Consider the following 16,381-nt stretch of genomic DNA (forward strand, 5'->3'; position numbering starts at 1 on the left):
ATCACAGAAAATATAGAAAGGATTGATCTATTCCTATGAAAAGTGAATCTGAAAAATTAAGGGAAATTTTAAGGGAACTCCCTGACTATGTCGTAAACTTTTTCTATGCCAAGGACTCTGTCTATCAGCCCAAAACCAAAGTCGCCTATGCGATTGATCTGCGTGTGTTTCTAAAGTATCTTCTCGAAGCGATTCCTGACCGCTTCCCGTACCCGTCAATCACCCAGATCCCGATGGACGCTCTGGATCAGCTTCGCCCAAATGACATTGTTATGTTTTTGGCATACTTGGATGAATACTCGATGAAGGACGCAGATGGAAACTACATCACCCGGACGACTCCGACCGGAAAAGAAAAGATTCAGGTGTTTGAGAATTCTCCGTCTGGAAAACGCCGAAAGCTCGCCTCGATCAAGGCATTTTTCAAGTATATGGTCATCAATGAATACATGACGAAAAATCCGGCGACTTATGTCGATATTCCAAAAGTACCGAAGAAACCGATCGTCGCCCTCACAGAGTCTGAGACAAAACGACTCAAAAAAAATGTTCAGACCGGTGCACAGAAAACGGAACGGGAAAAAGTATTCTTTGAGAAGACAAAATTGCGTGACAATGCGATCATCATGCTTTTTCTCGGAACCGGTATTCGTATCTCCGAACTGTTGAACATTGATATGTACGATTTGGATCTTGATGAACAGCGACTGCTCGTCCGGCGAAAAGGTGGACATACCGAGTTCGTCTACTTTAAAAAAGAGGTGCTCACTGCCCTCTCCGACTACATTGAACTGGAACGCCCGGTTCTGATGAAGATGAAGAGCGAAAAAGAAAAAAAGGCAAACGGACCGCTGTTTGTGTCAAACCGTGGCACACGAATCACGATCAATCGCGTTGGTCAGATTGTCAAAGAATATGGCAGATTTGTCCTGCCACCGAATGTAAAATTCTCTGCTCATCTTCTGCGCAAGAGCTTCGGAACCCAGCTCTATGAGCGAAGCGGTGGCGATGTCTCACTTGTCCAGCATGCACTGGGACATGCAGACTCCTCCACTACCACCCGCTTCTACATTGACTTTGATAAAAACCGCTTAAAGTTTTTGAAGGATGAAGGGGATTCCTCCGACAAGGAATAATATTTATTGCTCAACGGAATATTTTTGTGAACGGCTTTATAAGCCAGATCTCTCGGATCTGGCACAAAGCTGTAAGACTTATGACGAGTTTATTTTGAAAATGAAGGAAGTTTCTGAATTCTGTTTTCCCGTTCTTTTTCTATAAGTTTTGTATACACATGCTCCACAAACCACGGTTCCGTAGATTTTTTCAAGGCTTCTTCCGATGTAAACCATGCGACTCCGCTATTTTCGTCCGCCTTTATCGATACACACTCATCCGAATCCGCTTCCAACAAATACGTCACATTCAAATGCAGATGACTGGATACATATTTGCCTTTTTTTATATGACCATCCACGGTAAGAGACTCCAACGAAAAGATGTCTCTCGATACCGGGCGGACATCCGAAAGTCCCGCTTCCTCCTTGACTTCGCGAATCGCGACAGCTAAAAGATCCGTCTCCCCGTCCGCATGTCCTCCAAGCCACGACCAGGAATCATAAATATTGTGGTATACCATCAGAACCTTGCTTCGGTCTTTGTTGACAACCCAAGCTGATGCTGTCACATGTGCCACCTGATTCTCTCGCGAAAATGCATCTTCGTGCTCTTCGATCCAATTTGCGATCAGAACCTGGTCCCGCTCTTCCTGCTCGTTATATGGCTTGTAAGTTTTGATTGCATGAAGTAATTCCTGACGATTCATCGTTTGTCTGTATCCTTTCTCTTCTTTCTTTTTCTTGCAGAGTTTTCTTTTTTCGTTTAGATTCCCAGTGACTGAAAAAGCGTATACAACTCCTCGGCTTCCTCCATAGATGGTCGCCACCCAAGAACCCCTTAGAGTTGACAACCCGAAAGGCAGGAACATCGCCCAGAGGATCTGAGCGCAGGGCGCATCCCACCTGTCTGGAATGATTCAAATAAACAACAACCCCAACAGCGTCGCATACACCGCTTCATTTGCCTTTACCACAAATGTCAACTCTTCTTTTGTCTGATTCAAACGGCAGAAAAGATTCCAGACGCTTCGATCTGTCGAGCGCAGATAGCCCTGCTTATCATAATAATATCGCTCATCAATCAAGACTGCAATTCGGTCGGCTACTCGTTCTGGCTCCGGGCTTAACATCTCTTTCTCGCAGATATATCCGCGGGTTCGATAATCTGCAAGCAGACACTCTTCCTCCTCCTCATTGTTGGCATAGACAACCGAGATATGAGGATAAGAGAACGAAAGTCGCCTGTGAGAAAGATGCATCATGCTCTGAATATAAAAGGATAACTCGGCATTTGTGCGAATCCGGTTTGTCAGGTGATAGGTCTGAATACCGGACAAATTTTTCAGCTCACGCAGAGTAGATCGATCCAGTTCTTCCGGAGAAATCATATCTTCACAGTCACTTGAAAAGATGATAGGGCGATCCTTGCAGGATTTCAGTAACCATGCCAGTGTCTTTGGTGGAAGCAGATGCGCCTCGTCGACGAAGATCGCATGAAATTGCGAAAAATTGCTACTAACAGGGTTCATGTCACTGTGAGACAGATATTCAATTCGTTGCAGGCGCTCATGGAGAAGATTCCACTGTGCCTTTGCATCCCCGCAGTGAATCATACAAACCTGCTGTCTGACAGAAAGTTTCATCGCAAGATCATACAAAAGCAGGGTCTTTCCAGTTCCGGGAAGACCGGTAAACCAGAACAAACCTGTTCTCTCTGTGCGAATTTTCTTTAAAATCTGCCGTTCAATCTCCCTCTGCTGAGCCGTCAGAAAATACTCTTTTTTCAGAAAACGGGACGGCTCTGTGAGTGGGGAAATCAGATAAAGTTCCGCACGAAACAGCTCCTCAATATTTCCCTCATAATCTCTGCTCTCATTTTGCAGTTCCTCACACAATTTTTCCCAGTCTGTTTCTGCAAGATGATCGTGGTTTGTCAGGCGCACAAGCCGTTTTTGACTGCTGATATAGGTGTAGGAACGAATTGGTTTGCCAAGGACAGACAGGTAATAGCGATTTTGCAAAAGCTGTCGACGGATTGCTTCATCAGATACAGCTCCACTCTTTAACTCGATGTTTAAAATCTGGTCTTCCTTGATTTGAAGAAGATCAAATTCTTTTCCAAGACGTGGTATCTGGAAGGAGTAGAAAAAACGAAGGCGGGCGATCTCTGGCATATGAGCCTCCAGCTGATTCGTCAGATCCCTCATGCTCTCCCATTCCCACTTTCGCATTTTCAGAAAGCTGGTTCTTCCAGAGAGCTGTCGTTCCAATTTCTGCAAATGTTCCAGACTCTGAGTCCTCGTGATCGCATAAACCGAGATTGCCTTCATATTTTTTCCTCACCCTACTGATTACTAATTTTTGCAAAACCCAATTATAATGAAAAACGTTTGTGTTATTCCTATTATAATATAAAGAGACCACAAGTGGAAGTCCATTCAATCGCTCCTAAGAAAGTTTGCGATACCCACCCCTATAAAGGAGAGAGATACTCACTCTGAATCATATAGTTTACATAAATAAATTACGTAAACTTAATAATCTTTTTCTTTCTTTTTCCTTTCACAAATCACCCGAAAACCTTGAATCACCAATGTCGGAAGCATGGCGAGGAGCAGTGTCTGCACCAAATTTTGTGTGTTCATCGCCTGAATCTGAAAAAGACTGTGAAATGCCGGAACACCCACGACAAGAGCGAGAAAACAAGCGCCGATTCCAAACGCAAGCAGGCTTGAAGGATTGCTCTTCAAACCAATCGCAAGCAGGGGCAATTCACTCCGGCAATTAAATCCATGAAAGAGTCTTGCGAGTGTGATTGTCGCAAAGGCCATTGTCGATGCCATAACAGAGCTCTGTTTCAGTCCAATCGAGAAGGCAAAAATTGTTGAGAGTGCAATCAGTGCGCCCTCCACAAGCATTTTGATCAAGAATTCCCGGTTCATCAATCCTTCTTTCGGATCTCTCGGTTTTTCTTTAAGAACGCCTTCGTCTGCGGGTTCAATTCCGATTGCCAGTGCCGGAAGCGAGTCGGTGAGCAGATTGATAAATAAGAGCTGTACAGGCACGAATGGCAACGGGAGCGCTCGCAGGGAAGTGTATAAAACGACAAGGATGGCAGCGGTATTTCCCGATAACAGGTATCTCACTGCATTTTTGATGTTGCGGTATACGGTTCTTCCGTTTGCGACTGCTCGAATGATCGTGGCAAAATTGTCATCGGTGAGAATCATATCAGACGCATCTTTTGACACCTCGGTTCCGGTGATTCCCATCGCAACTCCGATATCCGCCTTTTTGAGTGCAGGGGCATCGTTGACACCGTCTCCGGTCATCGCAACCAGTTTCCCGGATCTTTGCCATGCGCGGACGATTCGAATCTTATTTTCCGGTGAAACTCGCGCATAGACCGAGATTTTTTCGATCGCCTGATCCAATTCCTCCTCACTCATCCGATCCAGCTCCATGCCGGTCAAAGCCAGGTCCCCGTCCTCAAACAGACCGATCTTGCGGGCGATTGCGACCGCAGTTATCTTGTGATCGCCTGTGATCATGACGGTTCGGATTCCCGCAGATTTGGCATCTCTCACTGCCTTGATAGACTCTGGACGTGGCGGATCTGCCATAGAAATCAGTCCGAGAAACACATAGTCGTACTCCGCTTCTCTGCACAGAGGTTCGCAGGATTCCTTGTATGCAAATGCCAGCACGCGCAGTCCTCGCTCAGAAAACTGTTGATTCTGTATCCGAATCTTCTCTCGTTCTGTCTCCGTCATCGGACAAATTTCATTCTGTCTGCGAATCCAGATACAGCGGTCAAGCAGAACATCCACCGCCCCTTTTGTCAGAATCGTTTCTTTCCCATGAATTCGGTATTTCGTGCTCATCAGCTTTCGATCTGAATCAAATGGAATTTCTTCCAGTCTTGCCATCATCTCTCTGAGGATTTCCTCGTTCATCCCCTGTTTCCCAAGAGAGCTATAGCTGGCAAATGCCGGAATCTCCCGAAACATCTCCAAGAGCGCTGATTCCGTTGGATCTCCAATGCTCTGTCCATCAACGATACTCGAGTCATTTGTCAGGACTGCATCGTAAACCAGATACCGCTGTGTCTGGTCGGTCATATCAAGAGCTTTTGCCTCGATTACATTTCCATTTACAAAAATCTGCTGAACCGTCATCTTATTCTGGGTCAGCGTTCCTGTTTTATCTGAGCAAATCACAGAAACTGCGCCAAGGCTCTCCACCGCGCTGAGTTTTTTGATGATCGCATGTTCTTTTGCCATTCTCTGCGTACCGAATGCCTGCACAATCGTCACAATCGAGGTCAGGGCTTCCGGAATTGCTGCAACAGCAAGTGCAACCGCAAAGAGCAAAGCGTCAAGAACCGTCATTTTGCGGGAAAGGCAGAGCGCAAAGACGAGACCACAGATCATCAAAATCAGAATGGCAAGTTTCTGGCTGAACTGATCTAAACTGCGCTGAAGCGGAGTCTTAGACTCTCCTGCCTGATGAATCATTCCTGCAATTTTTCCAAGTTCTGTCTGCATCCCTGTTGCCGTCACAACCACTACCGCCCGCCCATACACGACAAGGCTTCCCGAGTAGACCATATTGGTGCGGTCAGCTAAAGGCGTCTCGCCTGCAAGCACGCCTTCTCTCTTTTCTATATGGGAGGTCTCCCCGGTCAGAGAACTCTCATTGACCTGAAGCGAGTAGCTCTCTACAATTCTTCCGTCCGCGGGGATGAGATCACCCGCTTCCAGCTCCAGAAGATCCCCGATCACAATTTCCCGGGACGGAATCTCGATCTTTTTTCCATCACGAATCACTCTGCTGTTCGGGGAGGAGAGATTTTTAAGGCTTTCAAGCGACTGTTCTGCCTTGATCTGCTGAATTGTTCCGAGAACCGCATTTGCCACCAGAACAAGCAGGATTACCGCAGTGCTCTCCAAGTTTCCGGAGATCATCGAGATTCCACCTGCAATCAGAAGAATCACGACAAGAAGATCACAAAACTGACTGAGAAAAATCTGTCCCGCTGTCTTCTTTTTCCCCTCCTCCAGGACATTTTCGCCTGTTGTCTGCAACCGCTCTTTGGCAGTTTCACCCGATAATCCCGATCGCGTTGTCTTAAAACGTCGGAGTACTTCGTCAACCGACTGGCTCCATACTTCTTTCTGCATCATTATCATTTCTCTTTGCTCCTTTTCATTGTTTGATAAATTTTTAATCTTTAATGCTGAGGATCTCATTTGATGAGGTGATAAGAAAATCATGTGCAGAAAACGCTCTTTTGTCTCAGAAATTCTTTAGAAATTCAGAAAAGAATTTTGTACTGGAAATCCGTGGATCAGGATTTTCGTAACAAAAAAGAGACCTTTACTGCACCAAACATGTACAATCCGTGAAAATGCCAGTGGCATTTGTCATTTCTCATGACATGCAAAGCAATAAAAGTCTCGTTCCATTTCAATGATGTGTACTGTCCGGCAACAAAAAACAGTTGCGTGATGACGACCAGCACAACACCGGCGATCAAAACCGTCCGATGCGAACTACTCCCTAATATGTATTCCAATCTTATCATATGCGAGAAGTTCTTGTCAATTACTTTTTTTAACATGTAAAGTAACTTAATCAAATTTTTTAATGCAGATATGATGATAATCCACAGCGGAGTCCTTGAGCTCCGGTACAGCGACATCATATCGGGTAATCCAGAGAATATCCGTTCCAAGGTAGTCGGAGACTGCCTGTGCCGGAGCACCTCCCTGAACCATGCTTGCGACAGCGAGGTTGCGAAGCTGAGTCATCGTAAACGGCGGAATTTCGAGTGCTTCGCAGGCATCCTTGATATAGTGTTCCAACATACGGGCGGACAGACGCTTCTCAAAACGCCGTAACCGAAAGACAGGAAAATCCTTTTCCACCTGCGCCGGAATCAGCCGGACAATCAAATCAAATAGATCATCAGGAAGCTTAATCTTTCGCTCTCTGCGGTGAGTATCCGGAATGATCATTCCCTTTTGTCCATCGGCATCCATGAAGATATGACCGACATTCAATCCACACAACTCCCTCGTTGTCAGTCCACAGCGCAGGATCGTGGAGATCGCCACAAACATCGTGAGATCATCCCTCTCGTAGAAGTAGGTTAATACCTGATCTACATGCTCAAGTTTGGGAATCGGAGCGATCGGCTGTAATGACCACTCAAACTGCATCTTCGGAAAGGCTCGCTCAAAATGACCTTCCGGATTTGAGGTTGCCCCTGATTTTTGTACATTTTGGGATTGCACCACCGCCTGTTTCTCATCTATAAAACGTGCAAAGCCCCGCAAAGCTGCGATCTGCCACTGGAGCGTCTTTACTGTACTGCTCTTTGTATGATTCTGGAAAAACCGATCGGTCTTCTCCGGCGTGATCTCCATAAAATCACACTTTGTCTCACGACAGAACAGAGCCAGAAGACCGGCGTACTGACGTCTCGTCGTCTGCCGGATAAAACGTGCGGTATATTCCAGAAAAAGATTCTCTGTCTCTTCTGAAATGCAGGAGCACATCTCTCTCAGACAAATTTCATTTTGGTCTTCCATCCCGATTTCCTCTCTTTCTCTCTTTTACTTTTATTCCCGCACTGATGTACCGCTCCAAACAGCTTCGCTGTTTCTCTTATCCACGATTGGTAAACGCTTTGACGATCTCCACAAGAATATCCGCAATCTTTTCCATCGACTGAATGCAAACGTACTCATATCTTCCGTGGAAATTGTGACCACCTGCGCACAGGTTCGGGCACGGAAGTCCCTTGTAGGAAAGGCGAGCGCCATCTGTGCCTCCGCGGATCGGGCATACGACCGGCTCCACATCGAGAGATTTCATCGCGTTCTCCGCAATTTCGATCAGATACTTGTGCGGTTCAATCTTCTCGCGCATGTTATAATAAGAATCTTTCAGATTCAGCTCAACCGTTCCCTCACCATACTTGGTGTTGAGGTAAGAAACAACACTGGTCATCAGTGCTTTCTTCTCCTCGAATTTTGCGTGGTCATGGTCGCGGATGATATAGTTCATGTAAGCATGCTCGACATCGCCGGACATATTATTCAGATGGAAAAATCCCTCATAACCATCCGTGCATGCCGGATTCTGGAACATCGGAAGCATCTGCTGAACTTCCATTCCGATCAGGAGCGCATTCTTCATCTGACCTCTTGCGGAACCCGGATGAATGTTGACACCGTTGATATTGAGCTTTGCGGAAGCAGCATTGAAGTTCTCATACTCGATTTCACCGAGAGCACCACCATCAACCGTATACGCAACATCTGCGCCAAATCCCTCCACATCAAAGAAATCTGCACCGCGTCCGACTTCCTCATCCGGTGTGAAGCCGATACAGATTGTTCCGTGCTCGATTTCCGGATGAGTCAGCAGATACTCTGCCATCGTCATAATCTCGGCAACACCAGCCTTGTCATCTGCACCGAGAAGTGTCGTTCCGTCGGTTGTAATCAAATCCTGTCCCACATAACGCAGAAGCTCCGGAAAACGCTCCGGACTCATCGTCTCTCCGGTCTTGGCATTCATGTGGATTGTTTTTCCGTCATAATTGCGGATAATCTGCGGATGAATCCCATTTCCCGGGCAATCAGGTGAGGTATCCATGTGGGAGATAAATCCCACGGTCGGGATTCTCTTATTCGTGTTTGCCGGAATACGTGCATAGACATATCCATAATCATCCATGCGGACATCCTCTGCACCGAGAGCAACCAACTCTTCTCTGAGCATCATTCCAAGGTTTTTCTGCTTTTCTGTACTCGGAAATGCCTCCTGATCACTCATAGATTCTGTATCAACTAATACATAGCGAAGAAAACGATCTGTAATATTTGACATGATTTTCTGCTCCTTTGTTTGCCATTTTTGTCAGAGAAATTTTTGCTGACTTAAAGTGCCCCTATTATAGCATATTTTTCTGAATACTTCCACTCGTCGTTCATTTAACCCCCGGAGTTTGTGAGCTTCCTCTTTCTCCGAGTATGATTCCCCTATTCTTCAACAGAACTACGATCCCAGCGCATTTTTTTTTCAGCTTCCGTGATTGGGCGGATCACTTTGCAGGGATTGCCGACTGCCACAGAGTTGCTCGGGATGTCTTTGACGACCACGCTCCCTCCGCCGATCACAACATTACTGCCGATCGTGACTCCGGGCATCACCTGAACTCCGCCACCAATCCACACATTGTCCCCGACCGTGATCGGGTAGGCATACTCAAGTCCCTTATTTCGGCGCTCAGAATCGATCGGATGACCTGCCGTGTAGAATCCGCAGTTCGGCGCAATGAATACATTGTCCCCAAACGTCACTTTTGCACAGTCCAGAATGACCAGATTGTAGTTGGAAAAGAAATTCTCACCGATCTCAATATGATACCCGTAATCGCAGAAAAACGGCGCCAGAATGTCAAAGGACTTTTTTGTCTTTCCAAGAAGCTCCTTTATGATCGCCTTTTGCTTTGTCTCCTCTGTCGGACGCAGGTGGTTATACTCATAGCACAGTTCTTTCGCGTGAAGTCTCTCCGCTTTCAGTTCCTGATCATAGTTCGCATCGTAAAGCATCTGCCTTTGCATTTTTTCTTTTTCTGTCAGATCATGTTTCCTATCACTCATGAAAATACCTCCTGTTTTCCCGTTTTTACACCAATTTACAACTCTCCAAGTCATTTTACTGACCAAAGTTTAATGCAGTTGACTTTGCCGAGACTGATGAGAAACTGATAAGAAAAGCAAAAAGAAGAAGGGACTGATCGCCAGCCCCTTTTTCTTTCGACTTTGTTGATACTTGTTGATGTTTTTTGTTGAATAACCTGTTCTATCACGATCTATCATGAATATCAATCAAGTTATTGCTCTAATAGTATCGGAACTCCCCTGAAAAGTCAAGGAAAGATTTAAAATTCCAGATTTTTTAAGGGTCCATTTTTAAGAATTTCATTTTTCAAGATCCCAATCTCCAAATCCAATCAACACAATCAGCGATTTGCCAGTTCCTCCGTGATCTCTTCCCAGGTCACGCCCTTCTGAACCATCAGGACCATCGCATGATACAGGAAATCGGAAATCTCATACTTGATCTCCTCCGGGTCCGGATTCTTCGCCGCAATCACGATCTCCGTACATTCCTCTCCAACCTTCTTCAAGATCTTATCGATGCCCTTGTCAAACAGATAGTTGGTGTAAGAACCCTCCTTCGGGTGAATCTTGCGGTCTTTGATGACGGCATAGACATCCTCAAAGACCTTTAACGGGTTTGTCTCCTTGTAATCCTTCTCTGCAAGTGTCTGGAAGAAACAGTTGTGAGAACCGGTGTGGCAGGCAGGTCCGATCTGGTGGACTTTTGCGAGGATCGTGTCGTTGTCACAGTCAAGTTTTAAGGATTTCACATACTGGAGATGACCGGAAGTCTCACCCTTCATCCACTGAGTCTGACGGCTCCGGCTGTAATAATGCATTTTTCCGGTTTTCAGGGTATCCTCAAATGCCTGCTCATTCATATAAGCGAGCATCAGAACCTCATCGGTCTTGAAATCCTGAACGATGACAGGAATCAGTCCGTTTGGACCGAGTTTGAAATCACTCCACGGCACAGAAGACGTCAGAATATCCATCGGACAGCCCTTTTTGGAAAGTTCCTGCTTGAGTTCCATATAAGAGATTTCCTTATTGGTCTTGTCAGCCTCAATCGCTGTCAGAATCACGCCCTCGCAGTGATCTGCATGCAAAACGTGATAGACCGTCTCAGTCTCCGCTGTCTTGGTGCAGACAGCGAGAGCCGGAAGGTTTTCTGCCTTGCCTGCATCTGCGCTTTCGGCAACTGCTCCGTTTAAAATCAGCATGGAAACGCCGAGCTGTGCAAACTCTTCTGCGCGTGCAAGCGCCTTTTCATCGGAAACCATCATGAAAATCTTCTCAGCTCCGAAACGGTTGGAAACCTCACGGATCAGATCGACATTCTCCGGTTTGTCCGCATCAAGAAAAACTGCCTTTGCACCCGCATACAGATATTTCTTGACATCCTCCATGCGTTTTACGCGACCGCCGACAAGAATCGGCAGATCGATCACGCGAGCCGTCTCCTTGATCGATCCAATAACTGCCTCATGCTCCTCATCATTTTCGGAGAGATCGAGAATCAGAAGCTCATCTGCTCCGCTGTTGTTGATCTGCTCTGCGACTGTGATCAGGGAAGCCTCCAAAGTTGCTTGTGGCTTTAACAGATCTCCATCTGTCCCAAGCAGGATCGCCTGCTTATTTTTACATCCGATGGCTGTGATCAGCCGTTTGGTCTCTGCTGTCATAATTCTTTTTCCTTCTTCCTTTGGTTACTTTGTACCCTCAAAGAGATTGACTGCATCGCGAAGCACAATGCGGTTCTCATAAAGTGCCTTTCCGATGATTGCTCCGCGGATGTGATTCTCATTTAAAGCAGCGAGATCTTCCATGCAGGAAACACCGCCGGAAGCGATGATGTCAAGACCGGTTTTTTCCGTCAGCTCTCTCGTTGCATTTACATTCGGTCCGGAAAGCGTTCCATCTCGGGAAATATCTGTATACACGATGTGCTCCACGCCATACGTCTTCATCTGAAGGCAGAGATCCGTCGCAGAGATACTGCTCGTCTTCTCCCAGCCTTCAACGGCAACCATGCCATTCTTTGCATCCACACCGACTACGATGTGCTCCGGACCGAAAGTCTCCACTAACTCTTTGACAAACTCCGGATTCTCCACTGCCTTCGTGCCGATGATGCAGCGGGTGATTCCGAGATCGAGCATATAGCGGACTGCCTCCGCACTGCGGATTCCACCGCCGAGCTGAACCGGAACATTGACTGATTTCACGATCTCCCGAATCGCCTCCTCATTGACAGAGTGACCGGCAAGTGCGCCGTCCAGATCGACAAGGTGAAGAAAAGTTGCTCCCTCGCTTACCCAACGCTTTGCCATCTCTGCCGGGCGGTCGGAATATACTTTTTCCTGGTCGAACAGACCAAGCGTGAGACGGACACAACGTCCGCCCTTCATATCAATCGCGGGATATAACTGCATGAGTTTTTCCTCCTATGTTTTCCCTAGTATAAGTATCGATCATGGTCATATGAATCCATATCATGTTCTGAAAGCATGTTGCCTGCTGGTGAACTACCCCGACTTAAAGCGTGCCTTTTGTGGAGAGCACATCGGTGATGCGCGGATCAAAGCGGGTTGCCTGATCGAGAGCTTTTGCAAATGCCTTAAACGTCGCCTCAATGATATGGTGATTGTTGAGCCCATTGATCTGCTTGATGTGCAGATTCATCTCTGCGCCGTAGGAGACCGCATAGAAGAACTCTCTGACCATCTCCGTCTCGAGATCTCCGACTTTTTCCCGGTCAAGATTTAAATCATAGACGAGATAAGGACGACCGCACAGATCCAGTGCACACAGGATCAGCGCCTCATCCATCGGAAGAATGCTTGAACCGTAACGCACAATTCCCTTCTTGTCGCCGACTGCCTCGCGGATCACCTTTCCAAGCACAATTCCGGTGTCCTCGATCGTGTGATGGGTGTCCACCTCCAGATCTCCATCGACCGTAACAGACAGATCAAAGAGACCGTGGCGGGCAAATCCATTCAGCATATGGTCGAAAAATCCGATTCCTGTATGAATATCCGCCTTTCCACTGCCATCCAGATTTAATGTCATCTTGATCTTTGTCTCATTGGTATTTCGTTCCATGCTTGCGATTCGTTCCATCCCGCTCATCCCACAGCTCCTTTTTTTCGATTTTTTATTCTTAACGCTTTAATATGCTTAGCCTGTTTAGTCCTCAAAACGAACGCGAACGGAGTTTGCATGAGCCGTCAGATGCTCTGCCTCAGCAAAGGTCTCAATGTCCTTGTGTGCGCGCTCAAGAGCTTCTCTCGAGTAATAAATGATGCTGGATTTCTTCACGAAATCATCGACATTGAGCGGAGAGAAGAATTTTGCAGTGCCGTTTGTCGGAAGAACGTGGTTCGGACCTGCAAAGTAATCGCCGAGGGGCTCAGAGCTGTACTCGCCGAGGAAGATTGCTCCGGCATTCTGGATTCTTGTCATATCCTCGAACGGATTGCGGGTCACGATCTCAAGATGCTCCGGTGCGATCTCGTTTACGGTGTCGATCGCCTCTTTCATCGTCTCGGTCACGAGAATGTATCCGTAGTTGTCAAGGGACTTCTCAAGGATCTCACGACGGGAAAGTTTCGGAAGATAGCCATCCACCTCAGCAGACACCTTCTTTGCAAACTCCATGCTCGTTGTGACGAGAATTGCGGAAGCAAGCTCGTCATGCTCTGCCTGGGACAGAAGATCCGCTGCCACAAAATGCGGATTTGCGCTGTCATCTGCAAGCACAAGGATCTCGCTCGGTCCGGCAATACTGTCGATGCTCACATATCCGTATACCGCCTTCTTTGCAAGTGCGACGAAAATGTTGCCCGGTCCAACGATCTTGTTGACGCGCGGAATCGACTCCGTTCCGAATGCGAGGGCTGCGATTGCCTGTGCTCCGCCGACTTTATAGACCTCGGTTGCACCTGCAAGATGAGCTGCGATCAGGGTAACCGGATTGACCTTTCCGTCCTTTCCCGGAGGAGTCACCATCACGATTCGCTTTACACCGGCAACCTCTGCCGGAATGATGTTCATCAGAACGGAGGACGGGTAAGCGGCTTTTCCACCTGGAACATAGACACCGACACTCTCAAGAGCCGTCATCTTCTGACCAAGAATTGTGCCGTCCGGCTTGCTGTCAAACCAACTGCATCTCTTCTGCTTCTCGTGATACTCACGGATGTTCTTCATGGATTTCTTCATCACGGCCAGGAGATTCGGATCTACAAGGGAAAGTGCCTCCTGAATCTCTGCATCCGTCACGCGGATTGTGGAAGCGTCCAGAGATGCCTTATCAAATTTTGCGGTGTACTCAAAAAGAGCCGTATCTTTTCTCTTGCGGACATCATCCACAATCGCCTGCACCGTATCCTCGTACTCTGTATAGTTGTTCGGATCACGCTTTAACAGATCCGACATGATATTTTTCTTGCTCTGCTCGTCCAGTGTCACAATTCTCATCTTTTTATGCCTCCTGCTGTTCCCTATTTATTCCTCGATATTTATTTTTAAATATCTTAAATCAGGGTTTTTAAATCACGGATAATTTTTCCGATGCGCTCATTCTCCCGCTTCATGCTGACCTGGTTGACCACCATGCGCGCGGAAAGCGGGCAAACCTCCTCGAGAACCGTCAGACCATTCTCGCGAAGCGTTGTTCCGGTTTCTACGATGTCGACAATCACCTCAGACAGACCGACAATCGGAGCCAGCTCAATCGAGCCGTTTAATTTGATGATTTCAACCGTCTGATGCTTCTTGTTATAGAAATAGTCTTTTGCGATTGCCGGATACTTTGTTGCAACGCGGATCAGCTCGTGATGTTTTAAGCGCTCTCTCGCCTCCTCCGGACCACAGACACACATCCGACAGCGACCGATTCCGAGATCAAGAACCTCATAGAGCTTTCTTCCTTCCTCGAGAATCGTATCCTTTCCGACGATTCCGATGTCCGCTGCCCCGTACTCCACATAGGTCGGAACATCCGTCGCCTTTGCGAGGAAAAAGCGATAGCCGAGCTCCTCATTCGTGAAAATCAGCTTTCTGGAGTTCTTATCCTTCATCTCCTCGCAGGTGATGCCGATCTTCTCAAACATCTCCAATGATTTACTTGCAAGCCGGCCTTTCGCCAGCGCAAAGGTCAGATATCTCATGCCTGTACCTCCCCGTCTTCTGTGCTGTATTTTACTGCTCTTTTACCGTCACCGTCAAGATAAATCAGAGATTTAATCTTCTGGCGGGAAGCGCATGCCAGATACTCGGAAAAACTGTGCAGGGAATCTTTTCTCAAAAGCTGAACGGACTTTTTCTCTGCGCGGAGCTCTCCTGCCATGCGGATCGCCTCAGCTCTCGCACTCTCCTCGTAGAGAATCATCGTGTCAACATCGTCGGTCTTTGTGCAGATCTTTTGACGGGACAGGGCCGACATCAGGCGATCCACCTCAATCGCGAATCCGACCGCCGGTGCGTTCTTTCCGAACTGCTCAAGGAGCTTGTCGTAACGACCTCCTGCCACGATGTAGTCGCCGGTTCCGTAGGTATATGCCTTGAAAATAATGCCGGTGTAATAGCTGTACTTGCTCAGCATACCGAGATCATAGGAAACATAATCGCCAAGACCGTAGCTGTCAAGGATCTCCTGAATCTTCTCAAGACGCTCGATCGCACGGACCGCGCGCAGGTTCGATGTCATCGACTTTGCAAGGCGGATCTGGTCAATGTCACCGAAAAGCTCCGGAAGCTTCAGGAAGAGACGCTTAAGCTCAGGGGACATCGTCTGTTCACTCAAAAGTTCCTCGACACCGAAGTAATTCTTATTCTCAATCAGTTCTCTGAGCTGATCCTGCGTCTCCTCATCCATGTGCGCTTCCTCGAGGAGCCCGCGGTAGAAATCAACCTGACCGAGCTCCACCTGAAACTCCTTGAGTCCGGTTGCCTTGAGCGCGTCGATTGCGATCGCAATCATCTCGGCATCTGCATCGATCAGGTCATCTCCGATCATCTCCACGCCGGTCTGCGTTGCCTCCTTGAGTCTTCCGCGGTAGCTTGTGCTGTTCTGGAACGTAGAGCCAAGGTAGCACAGACGCAGAGGGAGCTGTTCGTCCATGAAATACTTCGCTACACAGCGCGCGATTGACGGGGTGATATCCGGTCGGAGAACGAGCGTATTGTTCTCACGGTCGAAGAACTTATACATTTCCCGACTGTCGACACTTCCGCGCTCCGCCTTGAAAATATCAAAAAACTCAAATGCCGGGGTCTCGATATTCTGATAGCCATACAGATGAAACACATTTTTAATCTGCTCCTGTACAGCAAGTTTTCTTGCACATTCGTCTCCGTAAATATCCCGGACACCATCCGGGGTATGCAGTAACTGATTATTCATAATGTCCTCATGTCCTCCCGATTCCTTTTTGATTCAAGTCGACGCTCACGGTGTATATTAGTCATTAAATTCACGATACATCTCGATTCATGGATCTCAATCAAATGAAAAAGTGTCCTGTGGCACGCGCAGAACACTTTCGCATGGTACAGTGATAATATAGTAACGTG

General features: G+C 47.3%; 13 protein-coding genes. 1 reads left to right on the forward strand and 12 read right to left on the reverse strand.

Annotated elements, in window-relative coordinates; genetic code table 11:
• The first annotated feature begins 35 nt into the window (after positions 1-35).
• Positions 36-1,136 (forward strand): tyrosine-type recombinase/integrase, encoded by a 1,101-nt coding sequence (locus tag AC4EVX_RS07440; protein WP_177977936.1) that lies wholly within the window; start codon positions 36-38, stop codon positions 1,134-1,136.
• Positions 1,137-1,225: 89 nt separating this feature from the next.
• Here AC4EVX_RS07440 and AC4EVX_RS07445 read toward each other — a convergent pair whose 3' ends face one another.
• The 12 genes from AC4EVX_RS07445 to hisZ all read right to left on the reverse strand — a co-directional run bounded on the left by AC4EVX_RS07445 (position 1,226) and on the right by hisZ (position 16,211).
• Entirely contained in the window at positions 1,226-1,825 is a 600-nt protein-coding gene (locus AC4EVX_RS07445) for an NUDIX hydrolase (RefSeq protein WP_490159893.1), read from the reverse strand.
• Positions 1,826-2,035: 210 nt separating this feature from the next.
• On the reverse strand, positions 2,036-3,448 hold the full coding sequence (locus tag AC4EVX_RS07450) for a DNA/RNA helicase domain-containing protein (RefSeq protein WP_490159894.1): 1,413 nt from the start codon (positions 3,446-3,448) through the stop codon (positions 2,036-2,038).
• Positions 3,449-3,652: 204 nt separating this feature from the next.
• Positions 3,653-6,304, reverse strand: a complete 2,652-nt coding sequence (locus tag AC4EVX_RS07455) for a cation-translocating P-type ATPase (RefSeq protein WP_490159895.1) — start codon at positions 6,302-6,304, stop codon at positions 3,653-3,655.
• Positions 6,305-6,751: 447 nt separating this feature from the next.
• Positions 6,752-7,714, reverse strand: coding sequence for a tyrosine-type recombinase/integrase (locus tag AC4EVX_RS07460; RefSeq protein ID WP_490159896.1), 963 nt, complete (start codon positions 7,712-7,714; stop codon positions 6,752-6,754).
• 76 nt (positions 7,715-7,790) lie between these two features.
• The gene (gene pepT / locus AC4EVX_RS07465; protein WP_490159897.1) at positions 7,791-9,020 is read right to left on the reverse strand and encodes a peptidase T; all 1,230 of its coding nucleotides are present in this window, start codon (positions 9,018-9,020) and stop codon (positions 7,791-7,793) included.
• Positions 9,021-9,172: 152 nt separating this feature from the next.
• A complete protein-coding gene (locus tag AC4EVX_RS07470; protein ID WP_490159920.1) occupies positions 9,173-9,775 on the reverse strand; it encodes a sugar O-acetyltransferase in 603 nt (200 codons plus the stop codon).
• Positions 9,776-10,158: 383 nt separating this feature from the next.
• Positions 10,159-11,484: a bifunctional phosphoribosyl-AMP cyclohydrolase/phosphoribosyl-ATP diphosphatase HisIE gene (hisIE, locus tag AC4EVX_RS07475; protein ID WP_177976757.1), complete on the reverse strand. Its 1,326-nt coding sequence runs from the start codon at positions 11,482-11,484 to the stop codon at positions 10,159-10,161.
• Positions 11,485-11,508: 24 nt separating this feature from the next.
• Complete coding sequence (hisA, locus tag AC4EVX_RS07480; RefSeq protein WP_177976758.1) at positions 11,509-12,234, reverse strand: 1-(5-phosphoribosyl)-5-[(5-phosphoribosylamino)methylideneamino]imidazole-4-carboxamide isomerase; 726 nt, start codon at positions 12,232-12,234, stop codon at positions 11,509-11,511.
• Positions 12,235-12,337: 103 nt separating this feature from the next.
• Complete coding sequence (gene hisB / locus AC4EVX_RS07485) at positions 12,338-12,925, reverse strand: imidazoleglycerol-phosphate dehydratase HisB (protein ID WP_177976780.1); 588 nt, start codon at positions 12,923-12,925, stop codon at positions 12,338-12,340.
• 66 nt (positions 12,926-12,991) lie between these two features.
• On the reverse strand, positions 12,992-14,284 hold the full coding sequence (hisD, locus tag AC4EVX_RS07490) for a histidinol dehydrogenase (RefSeq protein ID WP_177976759.1): 1,293 nt from the start codon (positions 14,282-14,284) through the stop codon (positions 12,992-12,994).
• A gap of 56 nt (positions 14,285-14,340) precedes the next feature.
• Complete coding sequence (gene hisG, locus AC4EVX_RS07495) at positions 14,341-14,976, reverse strand: ATP phosphoribosyltransferase (RefSeq protein ID WP_177976760.1); 636 nt, start codon at positions 14,974-14,976, stop codon at positions 14,341-14,343.
• Positions 14,973-16,211, reverse strand: coding sequence for an ATP phosphoribosyltransferase regulatory subunit (gene hisZ / locus AC4EVX_RS07500; protein ID WP_177976761.1), 1,239 nt, complete (start codon positions 16,209-16,211; stop codon positions 14,973-14,975). The genes hisG and hisZ overlap by 4 nt, the downstream gene beginning before the upstream one ends.
• Positions 16,212-16,381: the final 170 nt, after the last annotated feature.

It is taken from the genome of Brotaphodocola sp., assembly GCF_983179755.1.

Excerpts from the sequence above, each read along its gene's own strand:
- AC4EVX_RS07440 (WP_177977936.1), top strand. The coding sequence starts at position 36 with ATGAAAAGTGAATCTGAAAAATTAAGGGAAATTTTAAGGGAACTCCCT.
- AC4EVX_RS07445 (WP_490159893.1), bottom strand. The coding sequence starts at position 1,825 with ATGAATCGTCAGGAATTACTTCATGCAATCAAAACTTACAAGCCATAT.
- AC4EVX_RS07450 (WP_490159894.1), bottom strand. The coding sequence starts at position 3,448 with ATGAAGGCAATCTCGGTTTATGCGATCACGAGGACTCAGAGTCTGGAA.
- AC4EVX_RS07455 (WP_490159895.1), bottom strand. The coding sequence starts at position 6,304 with ATGATGCAGAAAGAAGTATGGAGCCAGTCGGTTGACGAAGTACTCCGA.
- AC4EVX_RS07460 (WP_490159896.1), bottom strand. The coding sequence starts at position 7,714 with ATGGAAGACCAAAATGAAATTTGTCTGAGAGAGATGTGCTCCTGCATT.
- pepT (WP_490159897.1), bottom strand. The coding sequence starts at position 9,020 with ATGTCAAATATTACAGATCGTTTTCTTCGCTATGTATTAGTTGATACA.
- hisIE (WP_177976757.1), bottom strand. The coding sequence starts at position 11,484 with ATGACAGCAGAGACCAAACGGCTGATCACAGCCATCGGATGTAAAAAT.
- hisA (WP_177976758.1), bottom strand. The coding sequence starts at position 12,234 with ATGCAGTTATATCCCGCGATTGATATGAAGGGCGGACGTTGTGTCCGT.
- hisB (WP_177976780.1), bottom strand. The coding sequence starts at position 12,925 with ATGGAACGAATCGCAAGCATGGAACGAAATACCAATGAGACAAAGATC.
- hisD (WP_177976759.1), bottom strand. The coding sequence starts at position 14,284 with ATGAGAATTGTGACACTGGACGAGCAGAGCAAGAAAAATATCATGTCG.
- hisG (WP_177976760.1), bottom strand. The coding sequence starts at position 14,976 with ATGAGATATCTGACCTTTGCGCTGGCGAAAGGCCGGCTTGCAAGTAAA.
- hisZ (WP_177976761.1), bottom strand. The coding sequence starts at position 16,211 with ATGAATAATCAGTTACTGCATACCCCGGATGGTGTCCGGGATATTTAC.